Raw genomic sequence first — 16,767 nt, 5'->3', positions numbered from 1 at the left:
GAAAAGCGTTTAACCGTCCGAGAAATGCTGGGCACGCAGTTCGGCCCTGCGTACCTTGCCCAGCGACGTACGGGGCAGGGCATCGACGACGACCAAGCGTTCGGGCACCTTCTGCTTCGCCAGGCCGGCGGCGGCGAAATGACCTCGTAGCGCGTCGATGTCAAGTCGCTCATCGGGCTTGAGCACAACCACTGCCGCCACGATTTCGCCCAACCGGGCGTCGGGCGCCGCGACCACCGCACACTCGGACACCGCTGGATGTGCGGACAGCACGTCCTCGACCTGAGTCGAGGAAATCGTCTCGCCGCCCCGGATGATGATGTCCTTGATTCGGTCCGTGATGATCAGCCGGCCGTCGGCGTCCAGGCGGCCCAGATCCCCGGTGCGGAACCACCCGTCGTCGGTGAAGGCCTCGTCGTCGAGCTGAGCGTCGCGATAGCCGACAAATTGCTCCGGACCGCGCACCACCACCTCACCATCGGTGTCCGCGGGCGCCTCGGAACCATCAGCAGCAAGGATGCGCACCACCGAACCTGGCATTGGCCTGCCATCCGTACACAACAAGGCTGACCGGGGCTCGCCTGTGTGCGCCCCGCTGACAGTCGGATGCTCAGTCGAGCCGTAGGAGCGGAACGTCGCGATTCCCGCGGCGGCGGCTCGCGCACCGAGTTCCTCGGTCACGGGCGCCGCACCGACGAGGAACTCCCGTAATGTGGCGAGTTCACCGTTGGCACAACCGAGTTCGATGATGCCCTGCAGATGAGTCGGGACACCAGCGGTCGAGGTGACCCCGAAGTCGCGAATGACCTCGACCGCGCGTCGCGGATCCCATTTCGCCAAGAACACCGTCCGCGACCCGGACAGCAAGGCGCGCAACATGCTTCCCACTCCCGCGATGTGCCCGGGTGGAAAGCTCACCAGCGACACGTCATCGGGTGCACCGGCAATCAGCGCGGGCATCGTCGCCTGTTCGGCGAGCACGGTGTTGTGCGTGTGCTGGACGCCTTTGGGCGCCGAGGTGGTGCCCGACGTATACATCAGCAGGCACACGTCGTCGGACTTAACGTCGGGCCGCACATACCGCTCGGATCGCACGTCCGACCACACCAGCCAACCCGGTCCAGGCTCGGCGTCCACCACTACGACGTGGCGCAACACTGAGCCCAACGCTGTTGCAATGGATTTCGTGGCGGTGATCAGCACCGAAGCCCCGGACTGCGTGACGATGAAACCGACCTCGCCCTGCCCATAGATGTGCACGATCGGCACCAACACCGCGCCACTCAACAGCACGGCCTGATAGGCGATCGCACATTCCACTCGGTTGGTCAGCTGCACCGCCACCGCGTCCCCCGGCCGGACGCCGAGGCGCGCAAGACCCGCCGCGAACGTCACCGCAGCGTCGTGGACATCGGCGACCGTCACGCTGAGCACCGAGTCCGCCGAGACGAACTCGACCGCGGTCGAACCGCACTCGCGCGCACCCGCTTCGAACGCGTCGATGCACGTCCGTGACGAGAACCACCCCTCCCGATACCAACCGCTGCGCAACGCGGCGTAGTCGAAGGACATAGGGGCTAGCTACTCGACCCGGCTGCGGATCGCCTCGGCGAGTTTGCCGGGCGCATCGATCATCACGAAGGTTGAGCAGTCGGGGATTTCGGTCAACGTGGCATGCGGGAATGCATCGCGCAGGCGACGGGCGTGGTCGAGGGGGAACAGCTGATCCTCGGTGCCCCATGTGAGGACGACGGGTCGGTCGAATGCCTCGATCGCCGGCGCGGCGCGCAATGTCAGGGCCGGATCCAGTGAGGCGGTCACCGTAACGGCATCGCGGCGGGCCGCTGCGCTGGTGGCGAAGGCTCCGAAGATCTCCCGCTGCCGCTCGGGGGTCGGAGGGTGCTTGGACACGGCCTTGAGGAAGAAGGCCTGCCCCGGCCCGGTGGCCAACAGGCGCACGACTCCCCCACCCAATGTGGAGCTAAGGCGGCACAGCTTCACGATCTGAGCGAACGAACCGGGCGGAAAGTGTTCGTAGCTATCGCAATTGGTGAGCACCAGCCGGGCGATCCGGGATGTGTCCAGAGCGGGATCACCCAGCGACGCCAGCACCAGGCCGCCACCGGTGTCGTTGGCCACCACGGTGACGTCGGTCAGATCGAGGGCCTCCATGAAATGGACGATGCGGCGAGCCGCCGCCTCGGCGCCCAGGTCGGCTCCATCGGTGGGTGTGCTGTGCGCGCCCAGCGGCCAGGTCGGCGCGACGCAGCGAAACCCATCACCGAGTTCGGCCACGACGTCGTTCCACAGGGCCCCGGTCACGTAGACGCCGTGCACGAACAGGACAGTGGGTCCTTGCCCCGCGTCGGTGTATTCGATGTCCAGGCCGTCTACTCGTACCTTCGAGGTTGTCACTTCAGCTCTCCTTTAATCAGTGCGCGGATAATCAGTGCCCGCGAAACTCCGGGGCGCGCCGCTCACGGAAAGCGCGCGCACCTTCCCTGAAGTCCGCGGTGTCGATCAACGCCAACTGCCCCTCGGCTTCGATTGCCTGTACCGGCTCGAGTCCAGTTAGGGTCGCCGCGAACAGCGCCCGCTTGGTCCAGCCGAACGCCAATGTAGGACCGCCGGAGACCGACCGCAGCACGTCGGCGAGCACAGATTGATAATCGTCCGCACCGGTGAGATGCGAGATCATCCCCCACTCGAACGCGGTTGCAGCGGAGACTCTTTCAGCCGTCATCGCCATACGCGCCGTGCGCGCTCGCCCAATCAGCCCTGGCAGCAGCGCGGACGCGCCACCGTCCGGCATCAGTCCGACACGGGCAAAGGCCAATTGAAAGTACGCCGATGGCGCGGCCACCACCAGATCGCAGGAAAGCGCGAGCGCACAGCCGAATCCGACCGCCCCGCCATGTACGCCTGCGACGACCGGTTTGGGTAGCGAGGTGATCACCCGAACCAGGCGGTTGGCGGCATCGGCCGCGCCGGCGGTGTCGCCACCGGTGAGGTCTCCGCCGGAACAGAACCCTCGCCCGGCTCCGGTAAGCAGCACTGCGCGGACTGAGTGGTCCGCATCGGCGCCGCCGATGTGGGCCGACGCCTCGTTGAGCATCGGGGTGTCGACGGCGTTCAGCTTCTCCGGCCGGTCCAGCCGGATCCGCAGGACCGCGCCGTCGTGGTCGACCGAGACGCCGTTCACCACAGCGGGATCACAGCCCGAGGTCGCGTCCGATGATGTCCTTCATGATCTCGGTGGTGCCACCGAAGATCGTCATGATGCGGTTGTCCATGTAGTCGCGCGCGACCCGGTATTCCGTCATATAGCCATAGCCACCGTGCAACTGCACGCAGCCATCGATCACCTTCTTGGCGGTCTCGGTGCACCACCACTTGGCCTTCGACGCCTCGACCGCAGTCAGTTCTCCGTCCACGACCGCCTGAAGGCACCTGTCGATGTACTGCTCGCCGATCTCGAGTTCGGTGTCCATCTCGGCCAACAGAAATCGGTTGTGCTGGAAGCTGCCGATTGACTGGCCAAAAGCCTTGCGGTCCTTGGCATATTGCAACGTCTGGCGCCAGGTCTCGCGGGCACCGGCGATGGCCGAGATGGCGATGGACAATCGTTCCGACGGGAGGTTGTGCATCAGGTGATAGAAGCCACGTCCCTCTTTGCCCAGGAGGTTCGCCGACGGCACCCGCACGTTCTCGAAGGCCAATTCCGCGGTGTCCTGGTAGTGCAGTCCCATCTTGTCGAGCTTGCGGCCGCGGCTGAACCCCTCCATACCCGCCTCGACGACGAGCAACGTGAACCCTTTGTGTCCGGCCTCGGGGTCGGTGCGGCAGACCACTACCACCAGATCGCAGTTGATGCCGGACGAGATGAACGTCTTGGCGCCGTTGATGATCCAGTCGTCGCCATCACGGACGGCCGAGGTGCGGATACCGGCCAGGTCGCTGCCCGCCCCGGGCTCCGTCATCGCGACGGCGACGATCAGTTCGCCGCTGATGATGCCCGGCAGCCAGCGCTGTCTCTGTTCGTCGTTGGCCAACGACGAGAAGTACGGGCCCACAACGTCGTTCTGCAGGCTTAGAGATGGCCCCGGCCCTCCGTAGCGGGCAATCTCCTCGCCGATGACCGCGTTGAAGCGGAAATCGTCGACTCCGCCACCGCCGTATTGCTCCGGCATGTTGAACCCGATCAGGCCGTATTTGCCGGCGGCGACGAACGCTGAGCGGTCGACCAGCCGGTCGCTCTCCCACCGCTCGGCGTTGGGCACGAGCTCACGATCGATGAACTGCCGGACGGTCTCGCGGAACGCCTCGTGCTCCGGCTCTAGAACCAGTCTCTTCATGTGTTGGTCTCACTCTCCATACAGTCGTCGCATCTCTTCACCGACCTTGCCAGAAACCCGCGAAACGACCTGCGCGCCGCGCCTCCGCAGATCAGCATCCGGGATTGGCAGCACCACGGCACCGGTCGTCTTGGACGGCAGCAAAACCTTCGCGTTGCCCCGCGTAGTCTTTTCGTCCCGCTGGCTGGTGGCAAAGACGTCCAGTGACACTGGGTCGTCGGCCCCGTCACCCTTCGCGGTGACCGTTCCGGTGCAGCGGTGCACGTCTCCGTGGTAGTTGAAGCCGCGCATTTGCAGGTCCATCTCGGCCAGCCAGCCGTCGTCACCGATCCAGTTGGTCAGCAGGTGGCTCACCCACGCGGCGCGCATCTGGCCGTAGTCGTACGGAGCCGGAATGCCCAGGGCCTGAGCGCGTCCGGCGTCCCAGTGTAGGCGTTGCACGACGTCGGGGACACCATAGTCATCCGGCTGGTAGAAGGCGGGCATCCGCTTGCGCAATTGGTGGGCAAACTTCAGCGGCCCCACACCGTAACCACCCCAGCCCCACCCCATGTGCATGGAGATGATGTCGACGACTGTCAACGGGCCCTTGATGATTCCCGGAAGCTCGTCGCCGACCGAGACGTCCTCCCACCATTGCGGATCAGCGCCTCGCCGCCGTTCTGCCTCGTACTCCTCCTCGACCTGGGCGAACTCTTCGGGAGTCCAGTGTTTGCGCTGGATGTTCTTGAGCTTGCCGGACTTCTTCGAGCCCTGACGCTCGGCGTTGATGTAGGACTCGTCGCGGGTCGCGATCGGGTTGCCGTCGATGTCGACGTAGAGATACCGGTAGGTTTCCTTGACCGAACGCCCACCGGAGAATTCGCTCTCCTTCACCTGAACGTCCAGCGTGTAGTTCTCCGCTAACACCGGCCTACCGGCGTAGATCGGGCGATACCACGTCCACTTCACCCCCGAGTAGTACTTGCCGGTCCCGCGAAACAGCCCGCGGAACAACTTTTTTCGCTCCGGATCGGTGAACTTCGGGGTCTGATCCAGGCCCGTCGTGATCGGGAAGGTCGGCGACGCAATCTGTCCGTGCCAGCGCGTCGACGGTCCGTACGTCGGATCGTGGAACAGCGGGTTGTCGTCACCGCACCCGAACGCAAAGTGCGTGATGGCGTCGGCCGACGGCAGCTTGTGCCACGCTTCGTCGCGCTGGTGGACGGGAATGCCGATCTGCCCCTTGGCACGTTCGATGTCCTCGTCGGTGATGCGGCCCTCTTCGGCGGCCGCGTCGGCGCTGTGCTTTTCCGTGGTGGTCATCAGTCCTCCTAGAACTTCAGCATGGCGCCGGCGTCGACCTTGAACTGCAGGCCCGTCACATACCGGGACTCGTCCGAGGCCAGGAAACAGACCGCGTTCGAGATGTCCGAAGCCTCGACGTAAGGGATGGGCATCGCCTGCATGGCGGGGAACGCCAGCAGGGCGTCGTCACGGGCCGGCGCCTCAAGGTCCGGTCGGAACTGCCGGTACATCGGCGCGCTGTTGAGCATGGACGTGTTCACGTTTGTGGGGTGAATGACGTTGGCGCGGATGGATTTTGACGCCAGCTGCGCGGCGAGCTGCAGGGTGTAGGAATCCACCAGCTGCTTGGCGTAGCTGTAGCCCGCGCCGCCCGGGCCCTGGGGGCCGCCCGCCCCCGGGGGCTGTGCGGCCGCGATGAGGCCTGCGACCGACCCGGTGGTGATGATCGACGCGCCGGACTTCAGATAGGGCAGCGCGGCGTGGACAGTGTTGACGACGCCGACGAAGTCGACGTCAAAGGCATCGGCGAAGGCCTGAACGGGCAGATTGGCGCCCAGCGGACAAATGCCGGCGTTGGCGACAACAACGTCGAGTTTGCCGAATTCGGCTATCGCGTTGGCAAGTTCGCGGCTGACCGCCGCCCGATCCCGGACGTCGACCTCGGCGGTGTAGGCCTTGCGGCCCGTCTTCTCGACCTCCAGACCGGCTTCTTCGAGATCACGCGATGTCGCCAGCGCGTACTCGTTGGTCTCGATGTCATGACAGATGTCGAAGAGGATGACGTCAGCACCCTCCTCGGCCAGCTTGACGGCGTGGCTGCGGCCCTGACCGCGGGCGCCTCCGGTGATCAGAACGACTTTGTCCTCAACGCGACCCATGCTCAACGTGCCTTCCATACAGGTAACCGCTTCTCTGCGAAGGCCAACGGACCTTCCTTGGCGGCGTCCTCGGATTTCAGGAGCGCCGTGAACTCGCGAGTCGTGTGCTCCCACTTCGGTTCCTCCGCGGCGATGATCCCCTCGTCGGCACCGTAGGCGACCCGCTTGCTGGCTTGTACCGACAAAGGCGCGTTGCACGTGATCCGCTCGGCGAGTGCCAAGGCTGCCTCCACGGCGGTACCGTTGCGTACAACCTTATTGATCAGGCCCCACCGCAAGGCGTCGGAGGCTGTCATCGGCTCACCTGTCAACACCAGCTCCAACGCGACCTTGCGCGGCAACTGTTCGACGATCCGGAACACTCCGCCCGCCCCGGCGATCAGGCCGCGCTTCACCTCAGGCAGCCCGAAACTCGCACTCTCGCAGGCGATCACCAAATCACTAGCCAGAGCGAGCTCGGAGCCGCCACCGAGTGCGGTGCCGTTCACCGCGGCGATGGTGGGTTTGTCGATGAAGTGGTGCACGTAGCCGGCGAAGCCCCATTCGGGGTGCTCGGCGTGGTAGAGGTTCTCACCCCGGGATATGGCCTTGAGATCCGCTCCGGCACAGAATGACTTGTCGCCGGCACCGGTGATGACGACGGCCCACACCTCGGGATCGCGCTGCGCCTCGTCGAGCGCGTCGCCGACGGCCGTGCTCACCGCCCCGTTGACGGCGTTGCGGGCTTCGGGCCGGTCGATGGTGATGAGCGCGACGTTGCCCCGCCGCTCGACGACGGCGGCTCGGTTGGTCTCCTCTGTTATTGCTTGAGCCATGTGTCTCCTTCCGATCGGATTGGCATTGACAGAATTTCAGCCTCTCGCGGCCGGTTGAACCGTCGGCATGCCAAGGTCCTCGAGCATTTCGATCAGACGCCGCCGATCGACCTTGAGCGCCGCTCCGCGAGGCAACTCGTCGACGACGAAGACGCGGGCAGGCACCTCATAGGGTGTCAGCGTGGCCCGGCAGTGCTCGCGCAGCGCGTCTGGGTCGGTCGCCATCCCTGGGCGCAATTCGACTGCGGCAACGGGGATCTGACCCAGCCGTTGGTCCGGCACGGGCGCGACAGCGGCATCGGCAACAGCCGGGTGCGCGCGCAGCGCGCGGGCGACGGCCTCGGGGGATACCTTGAAGCCACCGCGCACGATCACGTCGTCCGCGCGGCCGTCGATGTAGAGGAAGCCATCTTCATCGAGATGCGCGAGGTCACTGGTTGTGATCCAGTGCCCGGCTCCGCCGGCCTGGGGAGTGGCGACCTGCAGCCTGCCGGTTTCATTGACGCCGAGGACCGCGCCGTCCTCGCCAACGATCTGCAACTGCACGCCCGGAAAGGCCCGTCCGACACTGCCTTTTTTGTCGACCCACCGCGCGTGGAAGTCCTTGACGGTCCATCCGGCCACCGCGCCGGAGAACTCGGTCGCGCCGTAGACGACGAGGATCGGGATGCCGTACCGCTCGAAGAACGCATCGACCAACGCCGGGTCGACGGCGGCGGTACCCGCATTGATGGCGCGGATGCTCGCCAAATCCTCCCGTGGGATGTCGGAGTCGAGTACCGATCGCATGGCCGCCGGGGGCAGTCCGGCCACCGCGGGCCGATACTGCTTCACCACGGCGTACCAGCCCGGCACCGTGAATCGGTCGAGCATCGCGATCGGGCGGGCCGCAACCAGCGACTGCAACAACGACCACAGCCCGCCGATGTGCACGATGGGCAACGTCACCAGGCCGACCGTCCCGGTCAGCGGTGGCTTGGCTCTGACGTCTGGGCGATCGTTGTGCCGCAACGCCGCAGCCAGCGATGCCTCAAGCTGGTTGCGGGTCAAGGGGATTCGCTTCGGGGCACCCGTCGTGCCCGAGGTCAGCATCTCGATGGCTACCTCAGGGTCGCCGCCGACCGCTTCCTTGGTGCCCCATGCCTGTTGCGCGAGTTCGCCCGCGTCGAGCCTCCAGCCGGTCGCGCCGAGATCGGCGACGGCACGGTTGAATACCTCGTCGGACCACAACTCTGACGGCGCAAGGACGAAGGAGACGTCCGAGGCCGCAAGGTCGTCACTCAACCGTTCTGGTGGCTGCAGCGGGCTGATGGTCACCAACGTGCGTCCGCCCCGGAAGATGGCGATGAGCGCCGCGACGGACTCCATTCGATTGGCGAGCACGACGGCGACTCGGCCGCCGGCCTGACAACCGGCGACGGTCAGTTCCCGGTCGATCCGCTCGATCAGTGACCGGACGGAACCCCACGACGCCCAGCTTCCATCGCACTCCAGCATGCGGTCGTGGTCGTTGGCGTCCCAGAGCCGTCCCAGCGCATCGTCAATGCTCGTCATCGTGACTTTCCGGGTCGACTTCGGCGGCGGATGGCCGTTCTCCTGAAACTAGTGGACATGGTTTACTAGGTCAACTTTGTGAAAGGCGTTTGCGATGGACTTCGGCTTGACGGAAGAACAGGATCAACTCGCGGCGGCCGAGCGGGCCTGGCTCAGCAAAAACGACCCCATCGCCAGGGTCCGCGCGACGCTGGACTCGGCTGCAGTCACCGTGGATCCCGAGGCACTTGCGCACGCGGCGGAATCGGGTCTTCTGGAGCTGCTCACTCCCGAAATGGGCGGCACCCACGTGGATCTCGCGGTAGTGGCCGAGGAGCACGGGCACGCCGCCAGCTCGCTCCCGCTTGCCGATCTGAACATCGCGGCGTGGCTCCTCGACCACGTCGACTCGCCCGTCGAGGACGGCACGCTGACCGGGTTGGCGCTGGGTCCTGACGCCGGTCTCGATGGCGATACGCTGCGACTGACAGGCGTTACCCGCCCGGTGCCGATGGCCGCCGATATGAACGCCGTCGCGGTGGCAGGCCAGGCGGGAGACGGCGAGTATCTGGTGGTCCTCAATGCCCCAGCGCTCTCCGGGATGTCGACGCTCGATCTGAGTCGATCGTGGGCACGCCTGGACCTCGACGCGACGATTGCCGACTGGACGCAGTTGCCTGTCGGCACACTGGCACAGCTGCGCGACGCGTTGGCGGTGTACCGGGCAGTCGACGCGCTGGGCGCGGCGGCCCGACTGCTCGACATGACGGTGTCTTACGTCGGGCAGCGCGAGCAGTTCGGCGCGCCGATCGGCTCGTTTCAGGCCGTCAAGCATCACTGCGCCGACATGGCCGTCGCAGTCGAGGCCGGCCGAGCCACTCTGTGGGCCGCGGCTCTCGCACTCGACACCGCGTCGGCCGCCGCACGGTCTCGCGCCGCATCCGCGGCAGCAGCGTACACGAAGTCCGCTGCCGCCAAAGTGGCCGGAACGGCGCTGCAGGTGCACGGGGGCATCGGATTTACCTGGGAACACGATCTGCATCTGTTCCTGCGCCGGATCAAGGTCGACGAGGCCTTCAACGGGAGCGTCGCCGAACACCGCGCGGCGCTGCTCAGCGCCTGACATTCAGCGCCGATCCCGCGGCAGTGCCAAGCCCCGCTCGGCGATCAGGTTGCGCATGATTTCCGAACTGCCACCGGCAATCGTGTAGGCCCGGGCGTACAGCCACTCGTCCTGCCAGCGACCACCGTCAAGGACATCCGGGTCCCCCTCCACCAACACGCCCGCCTCGCCGCCGAGTTCGACGGCGAAGCGCGCCATCTCGAGGTTCAACTCGCTGAACATCAGCTTGGCCATGGCACCGTCGTGCATGCGTTCGGTGCCACGCAGCCAACGGCTCAGGTTGGCGTATGTCAGCGCCGAAAGCGCCTCCACCTCGGCGCTGAATTCGCCGATCCGATCACGGATCCGATCGCTGTCGATCGCGGGACGACCGTCGAGGGTGACCCGCGAGGCGAGTGCGACCAGTCCATCGATGGCCAGCCTCAACTTGACTACCGCGGCGCCCACGCTGGTGCGTTCATGGCCCAACGTCGCATTCGCGATCGCCCAGCCCTGCCCTGGCTCCCCGATCATGGCCTCAGCAGGAACCTCGACGGAATCGAAGAAGACCTCGTTGAAGTCAGAGGTGCCGGTCAATTCACGTAGTGGGCGGGCCGTGATGCCTGGGCTGGCCATGTCGAGGATGAACGCACTGATGCCCTTGTGCTTGGGGGCGTCGGAATCGGTGCGCGCCAACAGATATCCGTAGTCGGCCCAATGTCCGTCGGTGGTCCACACCTTCTGCCCGTTGACTGTGTAGGTGTCACCGTCGAGCACCGCGCGGGTGCGCAGCGACGCCAGGTCGCTTCCCGCGCCCGGTTCGCTGAACAATTGGCACCACAGCTGTCGGCCCGCGCGGATCTCGGGCAAGTGCCTACTCCGCTGCTCATCGGTGCCGTAGTGGATCAGCGCATGCGATGCCAGCGCGTTGCCGCTCGGCACACCCGGCGCCGCGGCCCGGGCCAGCTCCTCGCTCACCACGATGGCGTGTTCAGCGGAACGGTCATCGCGGCCGCCGAACTCCACGGGCCAGTCGGCGCCGACGTAGCCGGCTTCGAACAGGCGCGCCGTCCAGTCCTGGAGCGCCTTTAGCTCGGCTTCGTTCTCGGCACTGCGCACGCCCGCACGCGGCGGGATGGGCGGTGCATGGTCGGCGATGAACGCCCGCACCTCGGCGCGGAAGGCCTCCATTTCGGGACCCATTCCGTATTCCACGTTGTCGTCTTCCTGTTCGATCTGACGTCTTAGCGGCTCAGCGCCAACAGGTCACCGGCCGCCCGGTCTCGCAGCGCGTCGGCACGGCCGATCAACACAGCGTTGGCCTGAGCGCGGCGCAGCAGCAGGTGGATCGGGTGCTCCCAGGTGAAGCCGATGCCGCCGTGGATCTGCAATGCACCCTCGGTGGCGATGACGCCGGCGTCCAGCGCGGCCGCGGCGGCCAAATCCGCCAGGTATGCCGAATCGTCGTCGACCTCGGCCGCTGCCAGTACCTGGCTGCGGGCACCCTCGATGGCAACCAGCATGTCCGCACACCGATGTGACACCGCCTGAAAGCTGCCGATTGCTCGGCCGAACTGATGCCGTTCGGCGGCCCACTGAACAGCCATCGCCAGCGCGCGCGAGGCAACCCCAACGGAATCCGCCGCCACGGCCAGGACCGCGTGGCGGCGCGCGGCGCCCAGCGCGAGGGCGACGTCGTTTCCGTCGGCGATCACCTCGCCCTCGGCGGCCGTCAACGTCACCGAGCCGATGGTGGCGGTCAGATCGAGCGGCTGATGGGCCGTGATGTCGACGCCTTCGGCGGCGGCATCGACGGCCAGCAGAACCTCACCGCCGCCGGCGACGCGCGCTAACACCAACAGAACCTCGGCGTGTGGTGCTCCCGCCACGATCGGGATCACACCGGAAAGGCCCGCGCCGTCCCACTCGGGCACATCGGGGCCGCTGGTCACCCAGCCGCTGTCGTTGACGGGTACGGCGAACACGGCCGCCGCGCCAGCCGTGATCCGCTGCACCAAAGCCTTTGCACCACAATGCAACGCGACGTCGAGCGCGGTCGCCGTCGGCACGAGCGGCGCAGGCGCCAATGCCTTCGCGGCCTCCTCGATGGCGGCGTACAGCAGACGGGGCCGGGCGCCCGCGCCGCCGAGGGATTCGTCGACCGCAAGACCCGGTAGCCCGAATTCGGTGAGCGCCGACCACACTTCGGGCTCTGCCGCATCGATGGGACGCTTGCGGTCGAGCAATGAAGCCACGTTCACCTTGGCCTGCAGTGTCGCGGCCAGCACCTCGCGCAGCTCGCGTTCATCCTCCTCGGGCGCGGCCAATGGTGCGCCGGGCGTGACGGTGGCCGCCCGGGCGCCCTCGCCGCGGTGCGACGGTAGTCCGAGCACGCTCTCAGCGATGGTGTTGCGTTGAATCTCCGCGGTTCCCGCGCCGATCGTGGTAGCCCGGCTCATCAAGTAGCCGAACGTCCAGCGCCCGTCGTCGACCGCGTTGGGTGCGCGGCTGCCGAGCGCCGCATACGGACCCGCCGCACGCAGGGCGAGCGCGTGCATGTGCTGCTCGAACTCCGACTTCACCAGTCGGTTCACCGATGCCACCCCGCCGGGATCCTCGCCGCGCAACACTGCCGCCAGTGCGCGGGCGCTGTTGGCGGCGATGGTGCGGACCCCCGATTCCAACCGTGCGATGTCCTGGCGAACCAAGGGATGGTCGTCAAGCCCTTGGGATACAACCAGATCGATCACCCGGTCGACCGTGCGCCGGTATTTGAACTCGTCAGCCAGAAAAGCGGTGGCCCGTTCGTGGCCCAGCGACGTGCGCATGATCGACCACCCTGCGCCCTCATCGCCGACCACGTTGTCGACCGGCACCGCCACGTCGTCGAAGAAGACCTCGGCGAAGTGTGCCGCGCCGCTGATGTCGCGCAGCGGACGCACGGTGATGCCCGGGCTGTTCATCGGGATCAGCAGGTAGGTGATGCCGTCGGATGGCTTGTCGCCCGAACCCGTTCGAACCAGCGCGAACATCCAGTCGGCGCGGTCGGCCATCGTGGTCCAGACCTTCTGACCCGTCACCCGGTACACGTCGCCGTCGCGGACCGCGCGGGTAGACAGCGACGACAGGTCACTGCCCGCCCCGGGCTCTGAAAACCCTTGACACCAGAACTCATCCGCGCGCAGCAACGGTGTCAGGAATCGAGCCTTCTGCTCCTTCGTGCCGTGCGCGATGAGCGTCGGGGCGAGGATGAACGACAGCGGACACGGGTGTGGCGGCGCCCCCGCCTCCGTGGTCATCCGGTAGTAGTCCAGCTGATCGGCCAGCGGCAGGTCCAGTCCGCCGACGTCGCGCGGCCACCCTGGGGCGGCAAGCTTGTGATCGACGAGTTCGGCGTGCCAAGCGCGGGCCAGCTCGATGCGGTCAGGCTTGTCACCGGACCGCGCGACCTCCGCCTGGCGGCGGCCGAATTCGGCGAGGAGCAACTCGAGGCGGCCCCGCCAATCAGCTGTCTGCATGCCACTCCACAAAGTCAACTTGGTTAACTATGTCTGAGTGTGCCGGTTAGGGCAGCCGATTGGCAAGCAAACCGATTAGTCGTCTTCGAGAATCAGGGCGAGTTCGGGGCATGCGGCGACCCCGTCCCGGGTGAGTTGCTCGTCTTCCGGCCGCACCTCATGCTCCTCGAGGATGGAGTAGCCGGAGTCGTCGATCGGGAACAATTCCGGGTCGACGGCGTAGCACTGGGCGTGACCCACGCACTTCGCCTGCTCGAGCCGAACCTTCATACGACCTCCTTCGCTAGACCGCTGCGGTGAAGCACGGTCTCGTCCAAGCTGTCAAGCATAAGACTAAAGCTTTAACTATTTAGAGAGACCTGCATGTCTTATGCTTTCTGACACTTATGTCTATCCTTACGGTGAGCATATATGCTGTTTCAGTGTGTATTCAGAGTTATAAACTTTGTATTACTCACCTGATTCTGACAGATCTGATCAATATGGAGAAACGATGACATTCGCACTCAACGACGAAGAGACCATGCTGGTCGATACGGTGCGGACCTTCATCGACCGCGACGTCAAGCCCACAGTCCGCGAGGTCGAGCACGCAAACGAGTACCCGGAAGCGTGGATCGAGCAGATGAAACGCATCGGGATCTTCGGGCTGGCCGTCCCAGAAGAATACGGCGGTTCGCCGGTGTCGATGCCCTGCTACGTAGCGGTGACCGAGGAGCTTGCCCGCGGCTGGATGAGCCTGGCCGGCGCGATGGGCGGACACACCGTGGTCGCGAAGCTGATCTCGTTGTACGGCACCGAGGAACAGAAACAGAAGTACTTGCCGCGCATGGCCAGCGGAGAGATGCGGGCCACGATGGCGCTCACTGAACCTGGCGGCGGCTCGGACCTGCAGGCGATGACGACCACCGCTCGCGCCGAGGGCAACGAGCTGGTGATCAACGGGGCGAAGACCTGGATCAGCAACGCCCGAAAGTCCGGCCTGATCGCACTGCTGTGTAAGACCGATCCACAAGCGCAGCCACGCCATAAGGGCATTTCGATCGTCTTGGTCGAACACGGTCAAGGTCTCACCGTCTCGCGCGACCTCCCCAAGCTGGGCTACAAGGGCGTTGAGAGTTGCGAATTGTCGTTCGACGACTGCCGCGTACCGGCCTCCGCGATCCTCGGCGATCACCCGGGCAGAGGATTCGCGCAGATGATGAAAGGCCTTGAAACCGGCCGTATTCAGGTGGCATCACGGGCACTGGGGGTTGCGACCGCCGCACTCGAGGACGCGCTGAAATACGCGCAGCAGCGGGAGAGCTTCGGTCAACCGATCTGGAAGCACCAGTCAGTCGGAAACTACCTGGCTGACATGGCCACCAAACTCACCGCGGCACGCCAACTCACCCGCTACGCCGCAGAGAAATACGACGGCGGCGAGCGGTGCGACATGGAGGCCGGGATGGCCAAGCTGTTCGCATCGGAGGTAGCCATGGAAATTGCGCTCAACGCCGTCAGGATCCACGGTGGCTACGGCTACTCCACCGAGTATGACGTCGAGCGCTACTTCCGCGACGCCCCTCTCATGATCGTCGGCGAAGGAACCAACGAGATACAGCGCAATGTCATTGCCGCGCAGTTGGTCTCGCGAGGCAAACTTTAGACGCCGGCGAGTTGCCGATCGTCGGATTTCACCCGCGGGAAGTTGAGCATCCGGCGGGCGTTCTCCTCGACGATCAGCCTGCACTCGTCATCGGGAACGTCTGCAAGCACCTCAGCGGCCCGCTTGCGCGAGTTCGGCCAGTTGGAATCGCTGTGCGGGAAGTCGATCTCGAGCATGATCCGGTCTATGCCGATGCTGTGCCGGTTCTTCAGGCCGTGCTCGTCGTCGATGAAGCAACCCCAGAAGTGCTTGCGGAACAGATCGGAGGGCCGGGTGTCGAAGTCAATCTTCTGGTAGTAGCGGTGCCGCTCCCACACGTAGTCGGTTCGCTCCAGGATGTAAGGCACCCAACCGATGCCGCCTTCGGCCAGCGAGATCTGCAGATCAGGGAACTGCTGTAGCTTTCCCGAGAACAGCAGGTCGACCGTGGACCACATCAGGTTCGTGGAGAACAGTGCCGTTGCGACCGCGAAGGGTGCGTCGGGCACCGCCATCTGACCGGGGACCGGCTTGATCGTGGAGAACGAGAAGCCCGGCACGAAGGAGCCGGACCCGAAGTGCAGCGACACCGGCATCTTGGCGTCCGAGCAGACCTGCCACAGGCCGTCCCAGTGATCGGAGTGGAACGACGGCAGGCCCAGCGGCACCGGACTGTCCGGGAACGAAATCGTACGCGCGCCCTTTGCGGCGACACGCTCTGCCTCGGCCACACACGCGTCGATGTCCCAGGTCGGCAGGATCGCCAGCGGGATGTAGCGCTCGGGCGCCACCGCGCACCACTCGTCGATGTAGAAGTCGTTCCACGCCTTGACGCACAGCAGCGCCAGGTCCTTGTCCTCGGCACGCTGGAACGTTCCGCCGCCGAATCCGGGGAACGACGGGAAGCACAATGCCGACTGCACACCGTCGAGGTCCATGTCGGCGACCCGCGCGACCGGGTCGTAGCAGCCCGGAATCATGTCTTCGTAGCGGACGGGATCCATACCCCACTCCTCCGGCGGTTTGCCGGCGACCGCGTTCAGGCCGATGGTCGGAAAGACCTGCCCGTCGTAGTGCCACAGATGCATACCGTTTTCCTCGACGATGCGGGGACCCTGTTCGAGGTATTTCTGCGGCAACCGGTCCTGCCACACCCGCGGGTGCTCGACCAAGTGGTCGTCGACGGACACGATCTGGTGGTCATCCTGAAGCGGCATGATGCTCCTTCGCATCTGGCGAGCTGTCGTAATTTTTCTGACGTACCGTCTTGTTTTCTGACGGTTCGTCTCACAGACTATATGACGTACACCACATTCGTCTAGCCGTTGAGAGGCGCGACATGGAATCCACGGACCCGTCCGACGACGACGCAGGCCGGGACAAGGTCGACGAGGACGATCATGACCTGTTGACCTTCGGCGAAGCGGGCGAACGGCTCCGCATCGAGATCGCCGCGGCCGCGAGCGAGGTGCAACGTCTGCGGGAATCTGGGCCGGTCGAGGCGCTCGAAAAGGCAGAGGCCCGCCACGAGGCACTGAGGTCGGCTGCTGCCCGCAACAGCGCGCAGCCCATCAACGACGCCAACTTCGAGAAGTTCTTCGGCTATCCGGGCAAGGCCAAGCGCAACCTGCCCGGAGCACCGTAGGCCCGAT

Annotated in this window: 15 protein-coding genes; 3 read left to right on the top strand and 12 right to left on the bottom strand. The window is 65.5% G+C overall.

Annotated features, from left to right (window positions below):
* Positions 1-9: 9 nt before the first annotated feature.
* The 8 genes from MTY59_RS08565 to MTY59_RS08530 form a co-directional block, all read right to left on the bottom strand.
* The gene (locus MTY59_RS08565; protein ID WP_221045277.1) at positions 10-1,572 is read right to left on the bottom strand and encodes a class I adenylate-forming enzyme family protein; all 1,563 of its coding nucleotides are present in this window, start codon (positions 1,570-1,572) and stop codon (positions 10-12) included.
* Positions 1,573-1,581: 9 nt separating this feature from the next.
* Positions 1,582-2,385 (bottom strand): alpha/beta fold hydrolase, encoded by an 804-nt coding sequence (locus MTY59_RS08560; RefSeq protein ID WP_221046334.1) that lies wholly within the window; start codon positions 2,383-2,385, stop codon positions 1,582-1,584.
* A gap of 61 nt (positions 2,386-2,446) precedes the next feature.
* Positions 2,447-3,202 (bottom strand): enoyl-CoA hydratase, encoded by a 756-nt coding sequence (locus MTY59_RS08555; RefSeq protein ID WP_221046333.1) that lies wholly within the window; start codon positions 3,200-3,202, stop codon positions 2,447-2,449.
* Between the two features lie 10 nt (positions 3,203-3,212).
* Positions 3,213-4,355 (bottom strand): acyl-CoA dehydrogenase family protein, encoded by a 1,143-nt coding sequence (locus MTY59_RS08550; RefSeq protein ID WP_221045276.1) that lies wholly within the window; start codon positions 4,353-4,355, stop codon positions 3,213-3,215.
* 9 nt (positions 4,356-4,364) lie between these two features.
* Positions 4,365-5,660 (bottom strand): FAS1-like dehydratase domain-containing protein, encoded by a 1,296-nt coding sequence (locus MTY59_RS08545; RefSeq protein WP_221045275.1) that lies wholly within the window; start codon positions 5,658-5,660, stop codon positions 4,365-4,367.
* An 8-nt stretch (positions 5,661-5,668) separates the two neighbouring features.
* Positions 5,669-6,520, bottom strand: coding sequence for a mycofactocin-coupled SDR family oxidoreductase (locus MTY59_RS08540; RefSeq protein ID WP_221045274.1), 852 nt, complete (start codon positions 6,518-6,520; stop codon positions 5,669-5,671).
* Positions 6,521-6,522: 2 nt separating this feature from the next.
* Positions 6,523-7,335, bottom strand: a complete 813-nt coding sequence (locus MTY59_RS08535; protein ID WP_221045273.1) for an enoyl-CoA hydratase-related protein — start codon at positions 7,333-7,335, stop codon at positions 6,523-6,525.
* A gap of 36 nt (positions 7,336-7,371) precedes the next feature.
* Positions 7,372-8,889, bottom strand: coding sequence for a class I adenylate-forming enzyme family protein (locus tag MTY59_RS08530; protein ID WP_221045272.1), 1,518 nt, complete (start codon positions 8,887-8,889; stop codon positions 7,372-7,374).
* Positions 8,890-8,983: 94 nt separating this feature from the next.
* On the opposite strand from MTY59_RS08530, the gene MTY59_RS08525 reads away from it, so the two are divergent.
* Positions 8,984-9,991 carry an acyl-CoA dehydrogenase family protein gene (locus MTY59_RS08525; RefSeq protein ID WP_221045271.1) on the top strand — a complete coding sequence of 336 codons (1,008 nt, stop codon included), beginning with the start codon at positions 8,984-8,986 and terminating at the stop codon, positions 9,989-9,991.
* A 3-nt stretch (positions 9,992-9,994) separates the two neighbouring features.
* Here the strand turns inward: MTY59_RS08525 and MTY59_RS08520 are convergent, their stop codons facing one another.
* The 3 genes from MTY59_RS08520 to MTY59_RS08510 form a co-directional block, all read right to left on the bottom strand.
* Positions 9,995-11,185, bottom strand: coding sequence for an acyl-CoA dehydrogenase family protein (locus tag MTY59_RS08520; protein ID WP_221045270.1), 1,191 nt, complete (start codon positions 11,183-11,185; stop codon positions 9,995-9,997).
* 29 nt (positions 11,186-11,214) lie between these two features.
* Positions 11,215-13,488, bottom strand: a complete 2,274-nt coding sequence (locus tag MTY59_RS08515) for an acyl-CoA dehydrogenase family protein (RefSeq protein ID WP_221045269.1) — start codon at positions 13,486-13,488, stop codon at positions 11,215-11,217.
* Between the two features lie 75 nt (positions 13,489-13,563).
* Positions 13,564-13,758 (bottom strand): ferredoxin, encoded by a 195-nt coding sequence (locus MTY59_RS08510; protein WP_221045268.1) that lies wholly within the window; start codon positions 13,756-13,758, stop codon positions 13,564-13,566.
* Between the two features lie 223 nt (positions 13,759-13,981).
* Between MTY59_RS08510 and MTY59_RS08505 the strand changes: the two genes are divergently transcribed.
* Entirely contained in the window at positions 13,982-15,136 is a 1,155-nt protein-coding gene (locus MTY59_RS08505; protein WP_221046332.1) for an acyl-CoA dehydrogenase family protein, read from the top strand.
* On the opposite strand, the gene MTY59_RS08500 is transcribed toward MTY59_RS08505, so the two are convergent.
* On the bottom strand, positions 15,133-16,332 hold the full coding sequence (locus MTY59_RS08500; protein WP_221045267.1) for an amidohydrolase family protein: 1,200 nt from the start codon (positions 16,330-16,332) through the stop codon (positions 15,133-15,135). The genes MTY59_RS08505 and MTY59_RS08500 overlap by 4 nt on opposite strands.
* Before the next feature lie 122 nt (positions 16,333-16,454).
* Between MTY59_RS08500 and MTY59_RS08495 the strand changes: the two genes are divergently transcribed.
* Positions 16,455-16,760: an acyl-CoA synthetase gene (locus MTY59_RS08495; RefSeq protein WP_221045266.1), complete on the top strand. Its 306-nt coding sequence runs from the start codon at positions 16,455-16,457 to the stop codon at positions 16,758-16,760.
* Positions 16,761-16,767: the final 7 nt, after the last annotated feature.

Source organism: Mycobacterium senriense (assembly GCF_019668465.1).
GTDB lineage: Bacteria > Actinomycetota > Actinomycetes > Mycobacteriales > Mycobacteriaceae > Mycobacterium > Mycobacterium senriense.
This window is presented reverse-complemented; position numbering and strand designations above follow the sequence as displayed.

Bases quoted from the DNA above. Each gene is read 5' to 3' on its own strand.
- MTY59_RS08540 (WP_221045274.1), bottom strand. From the start codon at position 6,520: ATGGGTCGCGTTGAGGACAAAGTCGTTCTGATCACCGGAGGCGCCCGC.
- MTY59_RS08545 (WP_221045275.1), bottom strand. From the start codon at position 5,660: ATGACCACCACGGAAAAGCACAGCGCCGACGCGGCCGCCGAAGAGGGC.
- MTY59_RS08535 (WP_221045273.1), bottom strand. From the start codon at position 7,335: ATGGCTCAAGCAATAACAGAGGAGACCAACCGAGCCGCCGTCGTCGAG.
- MTY59_RS08565 (WP_221045277.1), bottom strand. From the start codon at position 1,572: ATGTCCTTCGACTACGCCGCGTTGCGCAGCGGTTGGTATCGGGAGGGG.
- MTY59_RS08500 (WP_221045267.1), bottom strand. From the start codon at position 16,332: ATGCCGCTTCAGGATGACCACCAGATCGTGTCCGTCGACGACCACTTG.
- MTY59_RS08525 (WP_221045271.1), top strand. From the start codon at position 8,984: ATGGACTTCGGCTTGACGGAAGAACAGGATCAACTCGCGGCGGCCGAG.
- MTY59_RS08515 (WP_221045269.1), bottom strand. From the start codon at position 13,488: ATGCAGACAGCTGATTGGCGGGGCCGCCTCGAGTTGCTCCTCGCCGAA.
- MTY59_RS08550 (WP_221045276.1), bottom strand. From the start codon at position 4,355: ATGAAGAGACTGGTTCTAGAGCCGGAGCACGAGGCGTTCCGCGAGACC.
- MTY59_RS08505 (WP_221046332.1), top strand. From the start codon at position 13,982: ATGACATTCGCACTCAACGACGAAGAGACCATGCTGGTCGATACGGTG.
- MTY59_RS08510 (WP_221045268.1), bottom strand. From the start codon at position 13,758: ATGAAGGTTCGGCTCGAGCAGGCGAAGTGCGTGGGTCACGCCCAGTGC.
- MTY59_RS08495 (WP_221045266.1), top strand. From the start codon at position 16,455: ATGGAATCCACGGACCCGTCCGACGACGACGCAGGCCGGGACAAGGTC.
- MTY59_RS08530 (WP_221045272.1), bottom strand. From the start codon at position 8,889: ATGACGAGCATTGACGATGCGCTGGGACGGCTCTGGGACGCCAACGAC.